The 18584-nt window shown below is 63.2% G+C and carries 15 protein-coding genes; 12 read left to right on the forward strand and 3 right to left on the reverse strand.

The features are described from left to right. Positions 1-44 precede the first annotated feature (44 nt). The 11 genes from CSQ92_RS20650 to CSQ92_RS20700 all read left to right on the forward strand — a co-directional run bounded on the left by CSQ92_RS20650 (position 45) and on the right by CSQ92_RS20700 (position 12138). Positions 45-917 carry a BadF/BadG/BcrA/BcrD ATPase family protein gene (locus tag CSQ92_RS20650; RefSeq protein ID WP_099395243.1) on the forward strand — a complete coding sequence of 291 codons (873 nt, stop codon included), beginning with the start codon at positions 45-47 and terminating at the stop codon, positions 915-917. 2 nt (positions 918-919) lie between these two features. Next, positions 920-1654 carry a GntR family transcriptional regulator gene (locus CSQ92_RS20655; RefSeq protein ID WP_052140116.1) on the forward strand — a complete coding sequence of 245 codons (735 nt, stop codon included), beginning with the start codon at positions 920-922 and terminating at the stop codon, positions 1652-1654. Beyond that, positions 1651-2763: an N-acetylglucosamine-6-phosphate deacetylase gene (gene nagA, locus CSQ92_RS20660; RefSeq protein ID WP_034781839.1), complete on the forward strand. Its 1113-nt coding sequence runs from the start codon at positions 1651-1653 to the stop codon at positions 2761-2763. The genes CSQ92_RS20655 and nagA overlap by 4 nt, the downstream gene beginning before the upstream one ends. Then, positions 2753-3766, forward strand: coding sequence for an SIS domain-containing protein (locus CSQ92_RS20665; protein ID WP_034781837.1), 1014 nt, complete (start codon positions 2753-2755; stop codon positions 3764-3766). Before nagA ends, CSQ92_RS20665 begins: the two co-directional genes overlap by 11 nt. Positions 3767-3897: 131 nt before the next feature. After that, positions 3898-5157, forward strand: a complete 1260-nt coding sequence (locus CSQ92_RS20670; protein ID WP_099395244.1) for an ABC transporter substrate-binding protein — start codon at positions 3898-3900, stop codon at positions 5155-5157. A 7-nt stretch (positions 5158-5164) separates the two neighbouring features. Continuing rightward, positions 5165-6034, forward strand: a complete 870-nt coding sequence (locus CSQ92_RS20675; protein WP_034781832.1) for a carbohydrate ABC transporter permease — start codon at positions 5165-5167, stop codon at positions 6032-6034. Between the two features lie 13 nt (positions 6035-6047). Further along, positions 6048-6884, forward strand: a complete 837-nt coding sequence (locus tag CSQ92_RS20680; protein WP_080753349.1) for a carbohydrate ABC transporter permease — start codon at positions 6048-6050, stop codon at positions 6882-6884. A 26-nt stretch (positions 6885-6910) separates the two neighbouring features. Next, a complete protein-coding gene (locus CSQ92_RS20685; RefSeq protein WP_099395245.1) occupies positions 6911-8239 on the forward strand; it encodes an MFS transporter in 1329 nt (442 codons plus the stop codon). A 14-nt stretch (positions 8240-8253) separates the two neighbouring features. After that, positions 8254-9387 carry an ABC transporter ATP-binding protein gene (locus CSQ92_RS20690; protein ID WP_099395246.1) on the forward strand — a complete coding sequence of 378 codons (1134 nt, stop codon included), beginning with the start codon at positions 8254-8256 and terminating at the stop codon, positions 9385-9387. Positions 9388-9546: 159 nt separating this feature from the next. Next, complete coding sequence (locus tag CSQ92_RS20695; protein ID WP_070257505.1) at positions 9547-10854, forward strand: tetratricopeptide repeat protein; 1308 nt, start codon at positions 9547-9549, stop codon at positions 10852-10854. A gap of 81 nt (positions 10855-10935) precedes the next feature. Beyond that, positions 10936-12138 carry a DUF5009 domain-containing protein gene (locus tag CSQ92_RS20700; RefSeq protein ID WP_099395247.1) on the forward strand — a complete coding sequence of 401 codons (1203 nt, stop codon included), beginning with the start codon at positions 10936-10938 and terminating at the stop codon, positions 12136-12138. Between the two features lie 2 nt (positions 12139-12140). Here the strand turns inward: CSQ92_RS20700 and CSQ92_RS20705 are convergent, their stop codons facing one another. The 3 genes from CSQ92_RS20705 to CSQ92_RS20715 all read right to left on the reverse strand — a co-directional run bounded on the left by CSQ92_RS20705 (position 12141) and on the right by CSQ92_RS20715 (position 17338). Beyond that, positions 12141-13253 carry an acyltransferase family protein gene (locus CSQ92_RS20705; protein WP_099395248.1) on the reverse strand — a complete coding sequence of 371 codons (1113 nt, stop codon included), beginning with the start codon at positions 13251-13253 and terminating at the stop codon, positions 12141-12143. Continuing rightward, the gene (locus tag CSQ92_RS20710) at positions 13250-14563 is read right to left on the reverse strand and encodes a glycoside hydrolase family 18 protein (protein ID WP_099395249.1); all 1314 of its coding nucleotides are present in this window, start codon (positions 14561-14563) and stop codon (positions 13250-13252) included. The genes CSQ92_RS20705 and CSQ92_RS20710 overlap by 4 nt, the downstream gene beginning before the upstream one ends. Before the next feature lie 123 nt (positions 14564-14686). Next, positions 14687-17338 carry a TonB-dependent receptor gene (locus tag CSQ92_RS20715; protein WP_167468636.1) on the reverse strand — a complete coding sequence of 884 codons (2652 nt, stop codon included), beginning with the start codon at positions 17336-17338 and terminating at the stop codon, positions 14687-14689. Between the two features lie 459 nt (positions 17339-17797). Between CSQ92_RS20715 and CSQ92_RS20720 the strand changes: the two genes are divergently transcribed. Next, positions 17798-18538, forward strand: a complete 741-nt coding sequence (locus CSQ92_RS20720; protein ID WP_034781815.1) for a GntR family transcriptional regulator — start codon at positions 17798-17800, stop codon at positions 18536-18538. The last annotated feature ends 46 nt before the right edge of the window (positions 18539-18584 follow it).

The following is an 18584-nucleotide window of genomic DNA, read 5'->3' on the forward strand; positions in this document are numbered from 1 at the left end:
AGAACCGAGACAGGCGCATTCAACCAAACGCGGGACTGCACAACATGATCGAATACATAATCGGCGTCGACGGCGGGGGCAGCGGAACCCGCGTACGCCTGGCGCGCCTCGACGGCCAGGAACTGGCGCAGGGACAAAGCGGCCCTTCCGGCCTGGGACTGGGCATCGAACGGGCCTGGACTTCCGTGGCGCATGCCGTCACCCTGGCCTTCCGCGCCGCCGGCCTGGAACAGCCGCCGCTGCAGCGCATGGCCATCGGCCTGGGCCTGGCCGGCGTGCACAACAAGCAGTGGGCCGCCAGCTTCGTCGAACACAATCCCGGCTATGACTTTGTGGCACTCGAATCCGATGCCCTGACCACCCTGCTGGGCGCGCACGCGGGCCAGCCGGGCGCCATCGTTGCCATCGGCACGGGCAGCGTGGGCGAAGTGCTGCACGCGGACGGCAGCCGCCATGAAGTGGGCGGCTGGGGCTTCCCCTCGGGCGACGAGGCGGGCGGCGCCTGGATCGGCATGCGCGCCATCAACCACGCGCAGCAGGTGGTCGACGGGCGCGTGCCCGGCAGCGCCTTCGCCACGGCCATCATCGATGCCTGCGGCGGCCAGCGCGATGCCATGCAGGTGTGGCTGGCCGCCGCCAGCCAGACCAATTTCGCGCAACTGGCGCGGCTGGTGCTCGAACACGCGGCCAGCAATGCGGTGGCGCGCACCATCCTGACGGATGCGGGGCAGCAGATCGCCCTCATCGCCAGGGCGCTCGATCCGGCTGGCACCTTGCCCGTGGCCCTGTGCGGCGGCCTGGCGGCGCCCTTGTCGAGCTACCTGCCGGCGGACTTATTGCAACTGGTCGTGCCGGCACAGGGCGACTCGGCCGCAGGCGGCCTGCGCCTGATACGCAAGTACTTGCAGGAGCAATGACCATGCTGGCCAAACTGTCCGCCTTCAAACCCAATCCGGCCAGCGACACGCCGCTCTACATGCAACTGGCGAACATGCTGTCGGACGGCATCGCCAGCGGCGACTGGCGCGCCAACCAGGCCTTGCCTTCCGAGCGCGTGCTGTCGGACATCCTGGAAATTTCGCGCGTCACGGCGCGCAAGGCCATCGACATGCTGTGCGACCGGGGCATGCTGACGCGCAAGCGCGGCTCGGGCACCTACATCACGCCCAAGCTGGAACAGCCGCTGTCGCGCCTGACGAGCTTTTCGGAAGAGTTGCGCCAACGGGGATTTACCGCCGGCTCGCGCTGGCTGCAGCGCGATATCGGCTCGGCCGCGCCGCTGGAGCTGCTGTCGCTGGGATTGTCGCCGCACATGCCGGTGGCGCGCTTGCGCCGCCTGCGCACGGCCGACGAAGTGGTGATGGCGATCGAAACGACCACCATCCCCGCGCTCTACATGCCGGACCCGCAGCAGGTGACCGATTCGCTGTACGGCTACCTGGAGTCGCGCGGCACCATCCCGATGCGCGCGCTGCAGCATATCCGCGCCGTCAACGCCACGGCGGAACAGGCCAAGCTGGCCAACATCAAGACGGGTGAAGCCATGCTGCACATCACCCGTGTCAGTTATCTCGACAACGGCGCAGCGGTGGAACTGACCCACTCGTATTGCCGCAGTGATTATTATGAATTCGTAGCGGAGTCGCGCAGATGAGCAGCACTATCAAAGGCAATATCCTTACCCCCGGCGGCTGGATCCACGGCGCCATCGCCTTCGGCGAGCGCGTCGACAGCATCACGGGCGAATCCCTTCACCCGTCGGGCAACAGCGACGACTATATTTTGCCGGGCTTTATCGACCTGCACGTGCACGGCGGCGCCGGCAAGGACATCATGGAAGGCGGCGAAGCCGTCTACACCATCGCGGCCATCCATGCGCGCCACGGCACCACCAGCCTGCTGGCCACCACCATGACGGCGCCGCCGGAAGATATCGACATGGCCCTGACGGCCATCGGCATCGCCGCCAACCACCGCCGCCCGAACACGGCGCGCGTGCTGGGCGCCCACCTGGAAGGTCCGTACATCAATTCCGGCAAGCTGGGGGCGCAGCCGAACTATGCGCGCGCCGCCAACCTGGCCGAAATCGAACGCCTGCAAACCCTGGCCAAGCTGCGCGTCATTACCGTCGCGCCGGAAATCGCCGGCCACCTGGACCTGGTGCGCGCCCTGGCCGATGCCGGCGTGCGCGTGCAGATCGGCCACACGCTCGGTTCCTATGAAGACGGCGTGGCCGCGCTGGAACACGGCGCCATGGGTTTCACGCATCTGTTCAACGCCATGAGCGGCCTGCACCACCGCGAGCCTGGCATGGTCGGCGCCGCCCTGGCGCACGCCGAATACGCCGAACTGATCCCCGACCTGCTGCATGTGCATCCGGGCGCCATCAAGGTGGCCCTGCGCGCCATCCCGCGCCTGTACTGCGTCACCGATTCGACCGCAGCCACCGGCATGCCGGACGGCGAATACATGCTGGGCCGCCACGCCGTGCAGAAATGCATGGGCGGCGTGCGTCTGCCCGACGGCACGCTGGCGGGCAGCACCCTGACCCTGGACCAGGCGCTGCGCAACTTGGTGGGACTGGGACTGGACCTGGCCGACGCGTCCAAGCGCGTGTCGACCAACGCCGCCGATTACCTGGGCCTGGAAGAACGCGGCCGGCTGGCCCCCGGTACTTACGCCGATCTGGTGGTACTCGATCGCGATCTCAAACTCAAAGCTGTGTATATAGAAGGAGAAATCTGTGACCTCAATGATGCTTAAAGAAGCCATTTCCGCCGCCGAATGCGTCGCCCTGCAACTGGCCAGCGACACGGAACGCTACGCGGAACTGGGCCGCAAATTGAGGAGCACCTCGTTCTCGACCGCGCTGACCATCGCGCGCGGCAGCTCGGACCACGCCTGCAACTACGTCGCCTACCTGATCATGGCGCGCCTGGGCCGTGTCGTCGCATCCCTGCCGATGTCGCTGGTGACCCTGAACAAGTCGCCGCTGGTGACGCGCGACACGCTGGCCATCTCGATCTCGCAATCGGGCCAGAGCCCTGACGTGGTCGAGCCGATCCGCTACTTCCGCGACGGCGGCGCCACCACCGTGGCCCTGGTCAACGATATCGAGTCGCCGCTGGCGCACGCCGCCGAATGGGCCATGCCCCTGCGCGCCGGCAAGGAACAAAGCGTCGCCGCGACGAAGAGCTTCATCACCAGCCTGGTCGCCGGCGCGCGCATGGTGGCCCAGTGGCAGAACGACCCTGAACTGCAGGCCGGCCTGGAAGCGCTGCCTGAAGCGCTGCTCGAAGCGACCCGCGTCGACTGGTCGCCCGCCATCGACGTGCTGGCTCCGGCCCGCAACATCATGGTAGTGGGACGCGGCATCAGCTTCCCCGTGGCGCTGGAAGCGGCGCTGAAATTCAAGGAAACCTCGGCCCTGCAGGCGGAAGCCTTCAGCGGCGCCGAAATCAAGCACGGCCCGATGGCCCTGATCGAAGACGGTTACCCGCTGCTGATTTTCGCCACGCGCGGCCCGACGCAAGCCGGCCTGCTGCAGCTGGCAACGGAGATGCGCGGCCGTGGCGCCAAGGTCTTGCTGGCGGCGCCAAGCGATGTGGCCGAGCGCGACCTGACCCTGCCCGTGGCGGCCACGCCGGATCTCGATCCGATCGTCGCCATCCAGTCCTTCTACGTGATGGCGGCGAAACTGTCGGCCGCGCGCGGCATGGACCCGGATGCACCGCGTCACCTGAGCAAGGTCACGAAAACCAATTAAGCAGTACCCGGCAACCCGCCCCCGGCACGGGGCGGGGCTGCCGGCAGAAGCACCCGAATATAAGCGACGGCAAGGGCATGTACCCGCGCCGCGGACTCATGGACATTGGAGCGCCACGCTCCAGGATAAAAATGACGATCAAGAGACTGTTGGCGGTTGTTGCCTGCGCGGGCCTGCTCGCGCCGCAGGCATGGGCTGCCGAGAAAATCGAATTCTGGACCTTCAGCATGAAGCCCAAGTTCACGCCGTATTTCAATGCGGTGGTGGCGCGCTATGAGGCGCAGAATCCCGACGTCAAGATCGAATGGATCGACTTCCCGTGGGACGTCATCCAGACCAAGCTGGTCACGCGCATCGTGGCCGGCACGCCGCCCGCGCTGGTCAGCCTGAACGTGCCCTGGGCCGACGAATTTGCGCGCGACGGCTTGCTCACGCCCGTCGATGGCCTGATCAAGGAAGCGCGCGCCAGCTACATTCCCAGCGCCCTGGACGACTTGCGCTTCAAGGGCCGCACCTACGGCTTCCCCATGTACAGCAATGTCGCGGTGATCGCCTTCAATACCGCCATTTTCAGGCAGGCGGGACTCACGCGCGGCCCCGCCAGCCTCGATGAACAACTGGCGTACGCGCGGCAGATCGCGCAACGCACGGGCAAGGCCGGCATCGCCCCCGCCCTGTCGAAGATCGATGGCCTGTTCATGCAGCAGGGCCTGGCCGTGATTAGCGACAACCGCGCCGTCTTCAATTCGCCGCAGCACGTGGCGCTGGTGCAGAAACTGGCCGACACCTATAAAGTGGGCGGCCTGCTGAAGGAAAGCCTGTTCGCCGAAGACAATTTCCCCGCCGTGATCGACGCCTACAAGGGCGGCCGCCTGGGCATGCTGCTGGCGCCGCCCACGGCCATGCAGCGCATCCGCGGCGATGCGAAAGACATCTACGCCATCACCGACGTGGCGCCCGCGCCGCTGGGCCCGACCGGCATCGCCGACGGCGGCTGGCTGGTGCACTTCGCCATTCCGAAAGGCGTGCCGGCGCGCCAGCTGCCATCGGTCGGCAAGTTCGCGCGCTTCCTGACGAACGACGAGAACCAGCTGGCCTTCGCCAAGCAGGCCAGCGTCTTCCCCACCACGGTGAAAGCGGCGGCCGACCCGTTCTTCCTCGCCACGCCGCAGAACGCGGGTGCGGCCGAAAAGGCGGTGGCCGCCGGCGCCCTGTCGATGGGCCACTCGCGCACCCTGTACGTGGCCGGCATCGACGACTACGACGAGTTGCGCCGTTCGCTGGTGAAAGCCGTCGAGGCGGGCGTGACGGGCAAGCAGGATGTGAAGCAGGCGCTGGACCAGGCCGTCGCCATCTGGAACCGCAAGCTGGCCACCCTGCCGCGCCACTGAGGACGCCATGAAACTTACCCACCGCCATACCGTGCAAGCCTGGCTTTTTCTCACCCCCGCCCTGCTGCTGCTGGCCGCCTTTTCCTTCTGGCCCGTCGGCTACGGCTCCGTGCTGGCCTTCACCGATTACAGCCTGATACGCGAGACGCGCTTCGTCGGCCTCGATAACTTCCGCTACATCTTCAACAACGAGATGTTCGTCTCGGGCCTGAAAAACTCGCTGATGTTTTTGCTGATGGTGCCCTTCGTACAGGTGGGCGCCATCGTGCTGGCCGTGCTGGTCAACAACCGCCTGCCCGGCATCCGCCTGTTCCGCGCCGCCTTCTACGTGCCCGTGGTGACCACCGTTTCCGTAGTCGGCATCATGTGGGGCTTCATGTTCCACGAACAGGGCGCACTGAACTACGTGATGATGACCTTGAAGCTGGTGAACGCGCCCGTGGGCTGGCTGTCGAACGACAGCCTGGCCCTGTTTGCCGTGATGTTCGTCACCCTGTGGCGCGGCCTGGGCTGGTACATGGTGATGTATCTGGCGGCCCTGCAATCGATCCCGTCGGACATGCAGGAAGCGGCCATGCTCGATGGCGCCAACCGCTGGCAGCGTTTCTGGAAGATCACCGTGCCGATGCTGCGCCCCACCATCATGCTGTGCTCCATCCTGTCCGTGCTGGCGGCCCTGAAGGCTTACCAGGAAGTCGATGTGCTGACCCAGGGCGGCCCGATGAATTCCACCTTCACGGCGCTGTACTACGCGTATGACCAGGGCCTCAAGCACTTGAAACTGCCGCGCGCGCTGGCGGCCAGCTTCGTCGTTTCGCTGTTCTGCATCGGCATCGCCCTGCTGTGTCTGCGCTACCTCAAACCCAAGCACCGCTGACAGGGGAATGACCATGACAACCCGTTCCCGCTCCCTGAAAACGCGCCTGCACATACTGGGCCACTATGCCGTGCTGTGCGCGATCGCCGTCGTCTGCGTCTTCCCCTTCTGGTGGACCCTGGTGACGGCCATTTCCACGGAAGGCAATATCTTCGCCTTCCCGCCCACCTTCTGGCCGAAGGCGCCGTCCTTCGACAACTTCATCGAAGTGTTCAATGCGATCCCGATCTGGTCGTTCTTCAAGAACTCCGTGCTGATCGCCGTGTTTACCGTGTTCTGGAAACTGCTGCTGTGTTCACTGGCCGCGTATCCGCTGGCGCGCCTGAAATTCCGTGGCCGCAAGCTCGTGTTCGGCCTGATCCTCGCCACCCTGGTGCTGCCATCGGAAGTGAACTTCCTCGTCAACTTCATCACCATCACGCAAATGAGCCTGGTCGATACCTACACAGGCGTGATCCTGCCCAACGTGGTGACGGCCGTGGCCATCTTGCTGCTCAAGCAGGCGTTCGAGGAAGTGCCGCAAGACCTGATCGACGCGGCGCGTGTCGATGGCGCTACCGAGTGGGTCATCTTCAGCCGCATCATGCTGCCGCTGATTACGCCATGGCTGGCCACCGTCGGCATCCTGACGGCCGTCGAATCGTGGAATGAATACATCTGGCCCTCCATCGTCATGAGCAAACCCGATGAATTCCCCCTGTCGGTGGGCGTGCTGTACTTGCGCGGCACCTTCGGCAGCAGCACGCGCGTGATTGCCGCCGGCACCCTGATCACCATCGTGCCGACCCTGCTCGCCTTCCTGTTTACCCAACGCTTCTTCATGCGCGGCATGGACGGCGCAGTCAAATGAAAACGTCTCTCGATAAGGAAGCCCCCATGCACGACCAGCGCATCAGCATCAGCAAAAAAGTCCGCAGCCCGATTTCCTGGGTGCCCACCTTGTACTTCGCCCAGGGCTTGCCGTTCTACGCCGTGGCCCTGGTGGCCGGCCTGATGTTCAAGAGCATGGGCGTGCCGAACGACCAGATCGCCCGCTGGACGGGCCTGATCGGCTTTGCCTGGGTCTTCAAGTCGCTGTGGAGCCCCTTCCTGGAACTGGCGTCGAGCAAGAAGACCATGGTGGTGCTGTTCCAGTTCGCCGGTGGCCTGAGCCTGGGCCTGATCGCGCTGGCCCTGCAAACGCCGCTGTGGTTCGCCGCCTGCATCGCCGTGCTGTTCGTCGCCGCGCTGGCCTCGTCCACGCACGACATCGTCTGCGACGGCCTGTATATCGCCAGCCTGTCGGACAAGCAGCAGGCGGCCTACGCCGGCTGGCAAGGCGCCTTTTTCAATGCGGGCAAGTTCATCTCGCTGGGCGGCCTGGTGATCCTGGCTGGCTACCTGGAGAAAAAAATCGGCATCAAGCCCGCCTGGTCGGTGATCTTCCTGATCATCGGCGCCATGATGCTGTCGCTGGCCGCGTACCACCTGTGGGCGCTGCCGCAGGTGCGCAATGCGGCCGTGGCCGACAAGAGCGTGGCCGGCATCAGCCGCACCCTGTGGGACGTGCTGGTGGACTTCCTGAAAAAGCCCGGCATTTGGGGCATGATCGCCTTCATCATCCTGTTCCGCGCCGGCGAGGCGCAAGTGCAGACCATCGGCCCGCTGTTCCTGCGCGAAGCGCGCGAACTGGGCGGCCTGGGCCTGTCGACGACGGAAGTGGGCGCCGTGTACGGCACGGCCGGCACCGTGGCATTCCTGCTGGGCAGCATCGGCGGCGGCTACTTCACTTCGTGGCTGGGCCTGAAGCGCGCCATGTTCTTCCTGATCCTGGCCATGAACTTGCCGAATCTGGTGTTCTATTACCTGAGCCACAGCATGCCGACCGACCTGACCCTGATCACGGCCGCGCTCAGCGTGGAGATGTTCGGCTATGGCTTCGGCTTCGTCGGCCTGATCCTGTTCATGATGCAGGTGGTCTCCGTCGGCAAGTACCAGACGGCCCACTATGCGTTCGCTACCGGCGTGATGCAGCTGGGCTTCGTGCTGTTCAAGATGATCAGCGGCGACATCCAGACGGCGCTCGGCTACAAGACGTTTTTCCTGTGGGTGCTGGTGTCGGCCGTGCCCGTATTGATCCTGTCGCGCTTCATGCGCATCGGCCCGAAGGATGCCTCCGACCAGTCTGACGCCGGCGCCACGTCCGCGCCGGCCAGCGCAAGCTAGGAATCGCACAGCCCATGGCACACATCGCATTAAAGAATATCGTCAAGCTGTATGACGACAAGCACCCGGTCATCCACGGCATCGACCTCGATATCCGCGACGGCGAATTCGTCGTCTTCGTGGGACCGTCCGGCTGCGGCAAATCGACCCTGCTGCGCATGATCGCCGGGCTGGAAGACATTACCGATGGCGAGCTGCATATCGGCGGCAAGCTGGCCAACGATATCGCGCCGGCCGAGCGGGGCCTGGCCATGGTCTTCCAGAGCTACGCCCTGTATCCGCACATGACGGTGTACGAAAACATGGCCTTCGCCCTCTCCCTGGCCGGACACAAGAAGGCCGAGGTGCGCGCCGCCGTCGAGCGCGCGGCCGACATCCTGCAGATCACGCCACTGTTGAAACGCAAGCCGAAGGACCTGTCGGGCGGCCAGCGCCAGCGCGTGGCCATCGGCCGCGCCATCGTGCGCAAGCCACAGGTTTTCCTGTTCGACGAACCGCTGTCGAACCTCGACGCGTCGCTGCGCGTGCAGATGCGCGTGGAAATCTCGCGCCTGCACCAGGAACTGAAAACCACCATGATCTACGTCACGCACGACCAGGTCGAGGCGATGACCCTGGGCGAGCGCATCGTCGTCTTCAATGGCGGGCGCATCGAGCAGGTGGGCAGTCCGCACGCGCTGTATAACAATCCCGGCAACCTGTTCGTGGCCGGCTTCCTCGGCGCGCCGAAGATGAACTTCATCGCTTGCACGGCCGTTGCCAGCGGCCCCGGCTCGGTGGCCGTGCGCCTGCCCGGCGGCACCGTCATCGACGTCGAGGCGCAGGGCGGGAGCGTGGCGCCGGGCGACGGGCTGACCCTGGGCGTGCGCGCCGAGCATGTCAGCCTGCAGCACGGGGACAATGCGGACGGCAACGTGATCGACGCGGCCGTCAGCCATGTCGAATACCTGGGCGACGTGGCCATCGTCTACGCCAGCATGCCGGGCGTGGCCGAGATGCTGGCCGTCAAGCTGCCGGCCGAGGAAAGCTTGCGCCACGCGGGCGACGCCATGCGCCTGCACCTGCCAGCGCAGCGCTGCCTGCTGTTCGATGCCGCAGGGCAAGCCCTGGCACGCACGTTTGCCGCACCCGCTCAGCCGTTTATGTGACAATAGCCGTTTTGTATCATGCCGCTTCTGTTTGACCTATGCAGGCAGAACGGCAGAAATGTGTTTTTCGAGCTTCCTTGCCCCTCTGGCAATGCCACTGCACGATGTTGCGGTTGCCAGTGCAGGTGCGTATTTTTGTTATTGATTGAAGGATTGACCATGTCCCAATTCCGTCTTGCCCGTCTTAGCCTGCTCCTGGCCGCCATCGGCCTGAATGTCCTGCCATCCCTGTCGCACGCGCAGGATGCCAAGCCAGCCGCCGCCGCGGCTGCCGCTCCGGCCGAATCGGTGCGCCCTGAAGTGTTCAAGCTGCTCGATCCGACCGCCGTGAAGGCATCGATGGATGCCAAGAACTACGCCGACGTGCAAAGCCGCATCGACCAGGCTGCCGCCATTCCGGCCCTGACGCCGTATGAAACGTTCGTGCTGAACCGCCTGCGCGTGGCATTGGCATCGGCCACCAACAATGCGCCCATGGCCATGACGGCACTGGAAGCGGTGATCGAATCGGGCAAGCTGGAAAAGAACGTCAAGGGCGATTTCATCCAGGCGCTGGCCAACTACCACTACAACGCCAAGGATTACCCGAACGCCATCAAATGGTTCACCCGCTACCAGACGGAAACGGGCGATGTCGCCAGCGTACGCAAGTACATCGTGCGCGCCTATTACCTGGGCAATGACTTTGCGCGCGCAAAACAGGAATTGCTGGCCGATATCACGGCACAACAGCAAGCGGGCAAGACACCTAGCCTGGAAGAATTGCAATTGCTGGCCAACACGGGCTCGAAAAGCAAGGATCCGGCCACCTACCTGATCGCCATGGAAAACCTGGTGCGCTACTACCCGTCGGACGACTACTGGACCGACCTGCTGGGCCGTTTGCAGGGCAAGGCCGGCTATTCCGACCGCTTCGCGCTGGACGTGCTGCGCCTGCAATTCCAGGCCGTCGGCACCATGTCGCCGCAGGATTACAGCGACATGGCTGAAATCGCCTTGCAAAACGCCTTCCCGACGGAAGCGAAAAAAGTCCTCGACGCCGGCTTTGCCAAAGGCGTGCTGGGCACGGGCGCGAATGCGGCCAAGCACAAGAAACTGCGCGACCAGGCCAACAAGGCTGCCGCCGACGATGCGAAAAACATCGCCAGCGGCGAAGCGTCGGCCATGAAGAGCAAGGATGGCACGGGCTTGATCAATCTGGGCTACGCCTTCGTGACGATGGACCAGTTCGACAAAGGTATCGACCTGATCCAGAAAGGCATCGCCAAGGGCGGCCTGAAACGTGCTGAAGACGCCAAGCTGCGCCTCGGTTACTCCTACGCCATGGCTGGCAAGAAAGATGACGCCATCAAGGTCCTGGAAACGGTCAAGGGCGGCGACGGCGTGGGCGACCTGGCCCGCTACTGGATCCTGTGGCTGAACCGCCCTGCCACGGCAGCGGCGGCACCGGCAGCAGCGGCACAGTAATTCCCGCTCCGTCCAGCATGCGCAAGGCAGTTCCCGGCTCAGGCCGGGGCTGCTTTTTTTTCGACCTTTTTTCATCCTTCCATGCCGCCAGCCACTATCGCCACCGCCACCGCCGCCGAACGATTGACCAGCCTGGACGCCTTTCGCGGCTTCGTGATCGTCACCATGATCTGGGTCAACTACCTGGCCGGCATGCCCGGCATTGCCTGGTGGCTCGAACATGCGGGGCCGCGCGCCGACGGCATCACCGCGCCGGACCTGGTCTTTCCCGGCTTTCTGTTCATGGTCGGCATGGCCATTCCGCTGGCCTTGCAGCGCCATTGCGGCCACGTCACGCCAGCCCTGCTGGGACGCCTGCTGTGGCGCTCCGCCAGCCTGATGCTGGCCGGCGTGGTGCTGGCGAACGCCTACCGCTACGATGCGCAGGCGGCGCTGCTGCCGCACGCCGTGTATTTCCTGCTGTTTTACGTGGCCATGATCCTGCTGTGGCGCCAGGGTGCGGGCAAGCTTGAGCTGGCCGCAGGCGGCGCCCTGATGCTGTTCCTGCTGGCGACGTTCCGCGGTGAATTGAATGCGGAATTTTCCAGCACCTGGCTGCAACCGTCCTGGTGGGGCATCCTCGGCATGATCGGCTGGTCTTACCTGCTGTGCAGCCTGCTGTACCTGGCATGCCAGGGCAGCGGCACGGCGCTGATGGGCGTGCTTTCCCTGCTGATCGCGCTGTACATGGGCGGCACGGCGGGCAGCCTGGATTTCCTGCCGGCGGGTATCAACGGGTTTGTCAACGTGCCGCAAGTGCTCGGTTCGACGGCGGCCAATGTGCTGGCCGGCACCCTGGTGGGCCGGCTGTTCCTGCGCGGCGCGGCATTGAACCATGCCCAGAGGATACGTTTCATGGCGTGGTTCGCGCTGGGCCTGCTGGTGGCCGGCCTGCTGCTGCGGCCGTATCACCACATCAACAAGATCGCGGCAACGGAATCCTACACGCTCGTGTGCAGCGCCATCATCCTGGCCCTGTTCCTCGTGTTTTATGTCGTCATCGACGTGTGGCGCTGGCGCGCCTGGGCGGTGGTGCTATTGCCCGCCGGCACCAATGCCCTGTTCGCCTACATCGTACCCGACCTGTGGCAGCAACTGGCAACCGTGCTGCACCTGCCGCACTTCTGGTGGCCGTATCTTGAAACGGGCGGCGCGGCCGGCCTGTGGAATGCCGCCGCCGTCACCGCCCTGATGCTGCTCTTCACGGCCCTGGCCACACGCTATGGCCTGAAGCTGAAGTTCTAGCGCTAGACCTTGATATAGATCTTGCGCTTGTCCATGCCGTAGGCGATCAGCCAGCACAGCAGCATGAAGCTGACGGCAAACAGCAAGGAGCCCACGCGCGCCGGCGCCCAGCCCGTAAACCACTGCTGATACAGCCACTGGTACAGGTTGCCGCCACCGATGCGCACGGTAAACGCAATGATCACCAGCACTTCCGACACCAAGTAGATGAACAGGGTGTTCTTGCCGAAGACTTCAAAAAAATACGTCCAGCCCGTGATCTTGCGCACGTCGATGATGAACATCAGCAACGCCAGCAGCAGCAAGTCCAGGCCGATACCCAGCATCACGTAAGAGCTGGTCCACAGCTTCTTGTTGATCGGAAACACTTCATTCCAGCACAGGGCCACCGCCACGCAAATGGCGCCGGCCACGGCCAGCTGATACAGGCTCGAGCGCAATTGCATCGGCGCCGCCTGGCGCAGGAAGCTGCCCGCCAGGTAGCCGGCGATCACATTGACAATCGAGGGCAAGGTACCGAGGATGCCTTCCGGATCGAAGGCGATGCCTTCGCCGTGGTACAAATGGCTGTCGCCCAGCAGGATCAGATCCAGCTTGGCCGGCGCGTTGCCGTGCAAGCTGTAGTCGCCAAAGCATGCCAGGATGGCCCAGTAGCCAAGCAAGGCGCAGGCGCTAAAGAGCAGCGCGCCCCGCGTCTTCCAGTAATGCAGGATCAGCGCGGCGGCCAGGTAGCACACGGCGATGCGCTGCAGCACGCCGGGGATGCGCGTGTGCGACAGGGGCGACCAGGCGAACTGGCCCGCATCGTCGAGCTTGAAGAAGGGGAACCAATACAGCAGGAAGCCCAGTAAAAAGATCAGCGCGCTGCGCTTGCACAACTTGGCCAGCACGGCGCCATGGCCCAGGTTTTCATACTTGCCCAGCGCAAAGGCCAGCGCATTGCCGACGACAAACAAAAAGCTGGGAAAGACCAGGTCCGTCACGGTAAAACCATGCCATTCGGCATGCAGGAACGGCGCATACACGCTGCCCCAGTCGCCCGGCGTATTGACGACGATCATCAGGGCCACGGTCAGGCCGCGCAGGACGTCGAGGGCGAGGTAACGCTGGTTCATGGCTGCACCCCCGTCAGAATAGGCGCCAGGGCCGTGCCCAGCACCTGCTGCGCATCGCCGCTCAATTCCCAGAACATGCCACCGCGCAAGCCCTTGTCGCGGATATAGCGCACTTTACGGGCCACCGATTGCGCATCTTCATAGCTGATGAAAACGCCGCTGTCGCGGTTATACAGATACGGCACTTGCGATGCAGCATTCCAATGGCGCTGGAAACCGCGCGCGCCCTTGCCATCGACCAGATAGCCCTGCTCGAGCAGATGCCGGTACGTGAATGTCGGCGTACCGTCATTGCCGCTGGCCGCGCCCTGGCAAGGCTGGTACAGGCCGTCACCGCGGGGACCGGCGGCGCACTGCTTCCAGCCATAGCCATAGAAGGGCACGCCCAGCACCAGCTTGGCGGCAGGCACGCCGGCGCGCAGGAAGCGCGTCACGGTGGCGTCCGCGTGCAGCCCCTTGTCGCGCTGCGGGTCGGCGGGATCCGCATACAGGGGCGCCAGCTGGCCATTCTCGGCATCCCACACGCCACGGTAGTCATACGTCATCAGGTTGATCCAGTCCAGCTGCGCCGCCAGGCGGACGATCCAGCCGGGCGCGGCGTCGCTGTCATCGGTCAGGCTGGCATGCGCGCCAGCGGCGATGGTGATCAGGTAATGGCGGCCGGCCGCCTGCTTGCCAGCCTGGTCGAAGGCGCTGCGCAATTCGGCAACCAGGCGCACATAGTTTTCCTTGTCGTCGCCGCGATGGCAGACCTTGCCTTCGATGCAGGGAATCCCCCCCGTGGCCGGATGTTCCCAGTCGATATCGACGCCATCGAGGCCATGCCGGTGCACCAGCTCCAGCGCGGAGGCGATGAATGCCCGGCGCGCGGCAGGCGTGGCGGCCACGTCTGAAAAGCGGTTCGACCAGATCCAGCCGCCCACCGACAGCAGGACGCGCAGCTGTGGATTGCTGTGCTTGAGAGCATTGAGTTTGCGCAAGTTGTCGGCATCGGCTTGCGGTGCCGGCAGCACGATGCTGCCATTGGCCGGTCGCGACGGCTTGCCGTCCGCATCCAGGCAGGCGCTCACGCCGCCGCCATCGGGCGCGGGATTGCCGTGTTCGCCATCCCAGCAGATGTCGGCGAACGCGTACTGGATCAGGCTGACATTGCCAGCGCGAATATTGTGCTCGTTAACGGGAAAATCGGCCGATTTCCAGCCGGGATAATAAGCCACCACTTCCGGCGCAAAGGCCGGAGCGGCAGGCGCAGCAGAGGCGGCCAGCGGCAGCGCGCAGGCGAAGCAAGCCAGCATTGCGTGTAATGTCATCGGATGTATCCCACCATGTAAAGAAAACCATCTTGCAATAAAAAAATGGCGGAGCCAGCTGCGCTCCGCCATTGTCATGCCATACCGGGTGTCCGCCGGGAGGCATCAACTACATAAAACGTCTTACATCTTGCCTTGCAGTGCCAGGTAGATCTGACGGCCGTTCTTGTAGAACGCGCCTGGCATGTCATCCGAACCTGGGGTCTTGATGGTCGAACGCGACAGTGGATTGTTCAAGTCCTTGCCGTCCAGGGTGATGGCCAGGTTTTCCGTCAACTGGTAGGCGATCGATGCGGACAGGCCGCCGATGCCAGCCTGGTAGGCGGCGCTGCGACGCGAGGTGCCGTTCAGGAATTCCGAACGGTAGCTGTACGTCAGGCGTGCGCTGAACTTGTCGTTTTCAAAGAACGCGCCAATGTTATACGCATTTTTCGAGGTGCCGATCATGGTGCATTCGCCGAAATCACCGCATGGCGAACCCTTGACGTTGCCCGTTTCCTTGCCATCGGTATAGGTGTAGTTGGCGTTCACACCGAAGCCTGCTGGCAACGCTTGCACATACGACAGTTCCAGGCCTTTGACTTCCGCCGTGGTATTGGTTGGCGTGCCAACTTCATACTGGGTGAACTTGTTCTGCAACTGGTTGTAGAACGTCGTCACACCTTTGCCGTAGGTCACATAACCATCAAGCGACGAGTAGAAGATACCAGCCGAGACCATCGATTTTGGCGCGAAGTACCATTCCACGCCGATGTCGGCGTTGTTCGAACGAATAGGACGCAGGTTAGGATTGCCGGCGTTGCCGTCGAGCTGGTTGTCGCGCAGATCCAGGCCAGCCATCATGCCCAGTTCAGGACGGGCCATGGTGCGGCTGATGCCGAAACGGCCGATGATATCCTTCGTCACATCCAGGCGGAAGTTGGCGCTAGGCAAGAAATCGTTATACGTGTTGGTGTAGTTCTTGATTTCGTACTGGGCAGCCGGGTTCAGCTCGTAGCGGTTGACGTCTTCCTTGGTATGCACATAGCGCACGCCAAAGTTACCCGACAGGCCTTCCGTGCTGAAGTTCGCCATCGCGTAGACCGACTGGGTCGGTTCCTTGATGTTGAACTCGGACTGGCGCAGGTTGCCTTCATACGTGGCGTTATCCTTGAGCCACTTGTTGACGCTCGCTTGCGAGAACGTCCAGTAGCCGGCGCCGTTCACGCCCAGGTCCTTGAAGTTGCTCGGGAACGAGGTCAGGCCATCCATCGGCAGGTTGGCGGTGACGCCCAGCGATGGCTTGGCGACGATGCCGATGGCGGTCAGGTCACGCTTGTGTTCCGCGACGCGGGCACCGAATTCCACCGACGAGATCGCTGGCAAGTCCAGTTTCAGGATACCGTCGATCTGGCCATAGGTTTCCTTGTCGTTCGCGGTGACGTGCGAACCGTAGGTGTAAGGCGTTGCCTGACGGCCGCCGATCGAGAACTTGTTCGCGCCCGGGGTATCGTAGATCACGCCATGGCTGGCGCCGTTCTGGGTGTAGCCGCCGCCCGTCCAAGGCATCCAAACGCCCAGCGCGCCGCTTTCCGTGTTGCCCACGCCCTTGGTCGTGCCGACTTTGCCCGAGAAGGTCAGGCGGTCATTGACGCGGTATTTGGCATCGACGTTGAAGAAGTCGGACTTGCTTTCCGCCACAGGACGGCTGAACTCTTCCTGCACTGCGCTGGAATAGCCGGCGCAGATGGCGCCGCAATTGGCTGGCACGGTGGTGTGCAGGCCGGTAACGATACCGCCCTTGTAGGTGCCGCTGACGTTGCCGACAGGATAACCGCCCTTGCTGCCCGTTTCCAGGCCTACGGTCTGGATGAAGTTATGGTTGATGTTAGGCGCGTCGAGTTCGGAGTGGAACAGCGTGAAGTCCAGCGTCAGCGCGCTGCTCGGCTTGATCTGCACGTCGATCAGGCCGCCTTTGCGGGTGCGTTCCTGTTCGAACCAGGCGGTGCCGCCCATGTAGTTGACGCGGCCACCGGCCGAACCTGGCAAGGCGCCAGCGACTGCCGAATCCGCGGCAACGCCGTCATACCAGACGCCATTTTCCTGGCCAACACGGCTTAGTTTGCGCTTCTGATAGAAGCCCTGCAGCATCACACCCATGGTGTTGTTATCGTTCTTCCAGTTCAGCATGCCGCTCACTTGCGGATCTTTCTTGCCCGAGTTGGACGAGTACACGGCGCCCAGGCTGACCTGGCCCGTAATTTGTTTCTTGAAGTCCAGCGGTTTGCGCGATTCGATATCGATCACGCCCTGTGCGCCGCCTTCCAACAGGTTCGCTTGCGAACCTTTGTGCACGGTGACGCGGCCGATCAGTTCGGAGGGGAACAGCGAGAAGCTGACGCTGCGGCCACCGCCGATGATGTTGTCGGCAAACCAGTCGCCGCTGCTGACCGAGTGGCCATTGAAGGTGGTCAGGGTCAGGCCGAACGGTGTGCCGCGCAGTGCCACGCGGTCATTTTCGCCAAAGCTGCCTTCGTTGCCGCCCGCAGCGGCGACGCTGACGCCGGGCACGCGTTGCAGCGAGTCGGCGATGTTTTTATCAGGCATCTTGCCCACGTCTTCAGCCGTGATCACTTCGACCAGGCTGTCGGAATTGCGTTTTTGGTTCAAGGATTGTTGCAGCGATGCACGGATACCCGTCACGACGACGGTCTGGCCTTCGTCAACTTCGGCCGCCGCTGCCGGCTTGGCTGCCACGGCTTCCTGCGCATGCGCCGAGAAACTCGCACCTGCCATCAACATAGCCACAGCAGCGGCGATAGGCGTCAAATTGCGTGCTGCAGAGCTAGCTGTCAAATTGCGTTTCATGTACTCCCCCTTGATTTAGGCTCCAGGATTGGATCCTTTTCATTTTTAATGTAGGTCTTCTTTCCAGCCGCCCACTCTCGCCGGCATGCTGCAGACCCTTCGGCACAACCACTTACAAAACCAATTCAACGCCAATATACTACTATCCAATACCAGAACACTACCAGTTGCAACTTTTTTTTTATAACGTTGCTTGAATCACACAGACCACTTTATCTAAATCAATCCGTAGCCCGTATGAGCAGGCTAAATCCCGGCGAAGCCAGGCATAAATTGCTGGCATGACAATTCAAATTGGTTTTATAACGGCCTTTTTTGGTATTATCCAGCGACACAAAACAGATACAGAGCGCGTCTGCAACGCGCCGTAACGGAGACCCTCAGCGTATGACAACCCTGGCTCACATCATGCAAGGCCTGGGGCAGACGAGTAGCCTGCCCCTGTACCAGCAACTGCAGCGCGCGCTGCGCGAAGCGATCGACAAGCGCATCCTCGGCCCCGAAGAAGCCCTGCCGGCCGAGCGCCAGCTGGCCAGCGACCTGTCCGTCTCGCGCATCACCGTGCGCAAGGCGATCGATGGCCTCGTCAACGAGGGCTTGCTGGTGCGGCGCCCCGGCTCGGGTAATTTCATCAATACGCGCATCGAGAAAAATTTCGCCAAGCTGACCTCGTTTTCCGAGGATATGCGGGCACGCGGACGCACGCCGCGCAGCGTGTGGCTCAAGCGCGCGGAGGGCACCGTCACGCCGGAAGAGGCCTTGCGCCTGCGGCTGTCGCCGGGCGCGCCCGTGTACCGCTTCCACCGCATCCGCTATGCGGACGAGGTGCCGATGTGCCTGGAATACGCGACCATCGTCGCCAGCTGCCTGCCGAACCTCGACGCTGTCGACATCTCCATGTATGACGCGCTGGAACAGGCGGGCAACCGGCCCGTGCGCGCCTTGCAACGGCTCAGCGCCTTGTTGTTGACGGGGGAGCAGGCCAGCCTGTTGCAGGCGGAGGAAGGCGACGCGGGATTATCGGTGGAAAGACTGGGCTTTTTGCGCGATGGCCGCGCCGTGGAATTTTGCCGTTCCTACTTCCGCGGCGATATGTATGACTTCGTGGCTGAATTAAGTACCAATTAATACCAGCTGCCCGAATTTCTGAATACCAGATAAAACCACTTATTGC

The organism is Janthinobacterium sp. BJB446 (assembly GCF_002735655.1).
Classification (GTDB): Bacteria; Pseudomonadota; Gammaproteobacteria; order Burkholderiales; family Burkholderiaceae_D; genus Janthinobacterium; species Janthinobacterium lividum.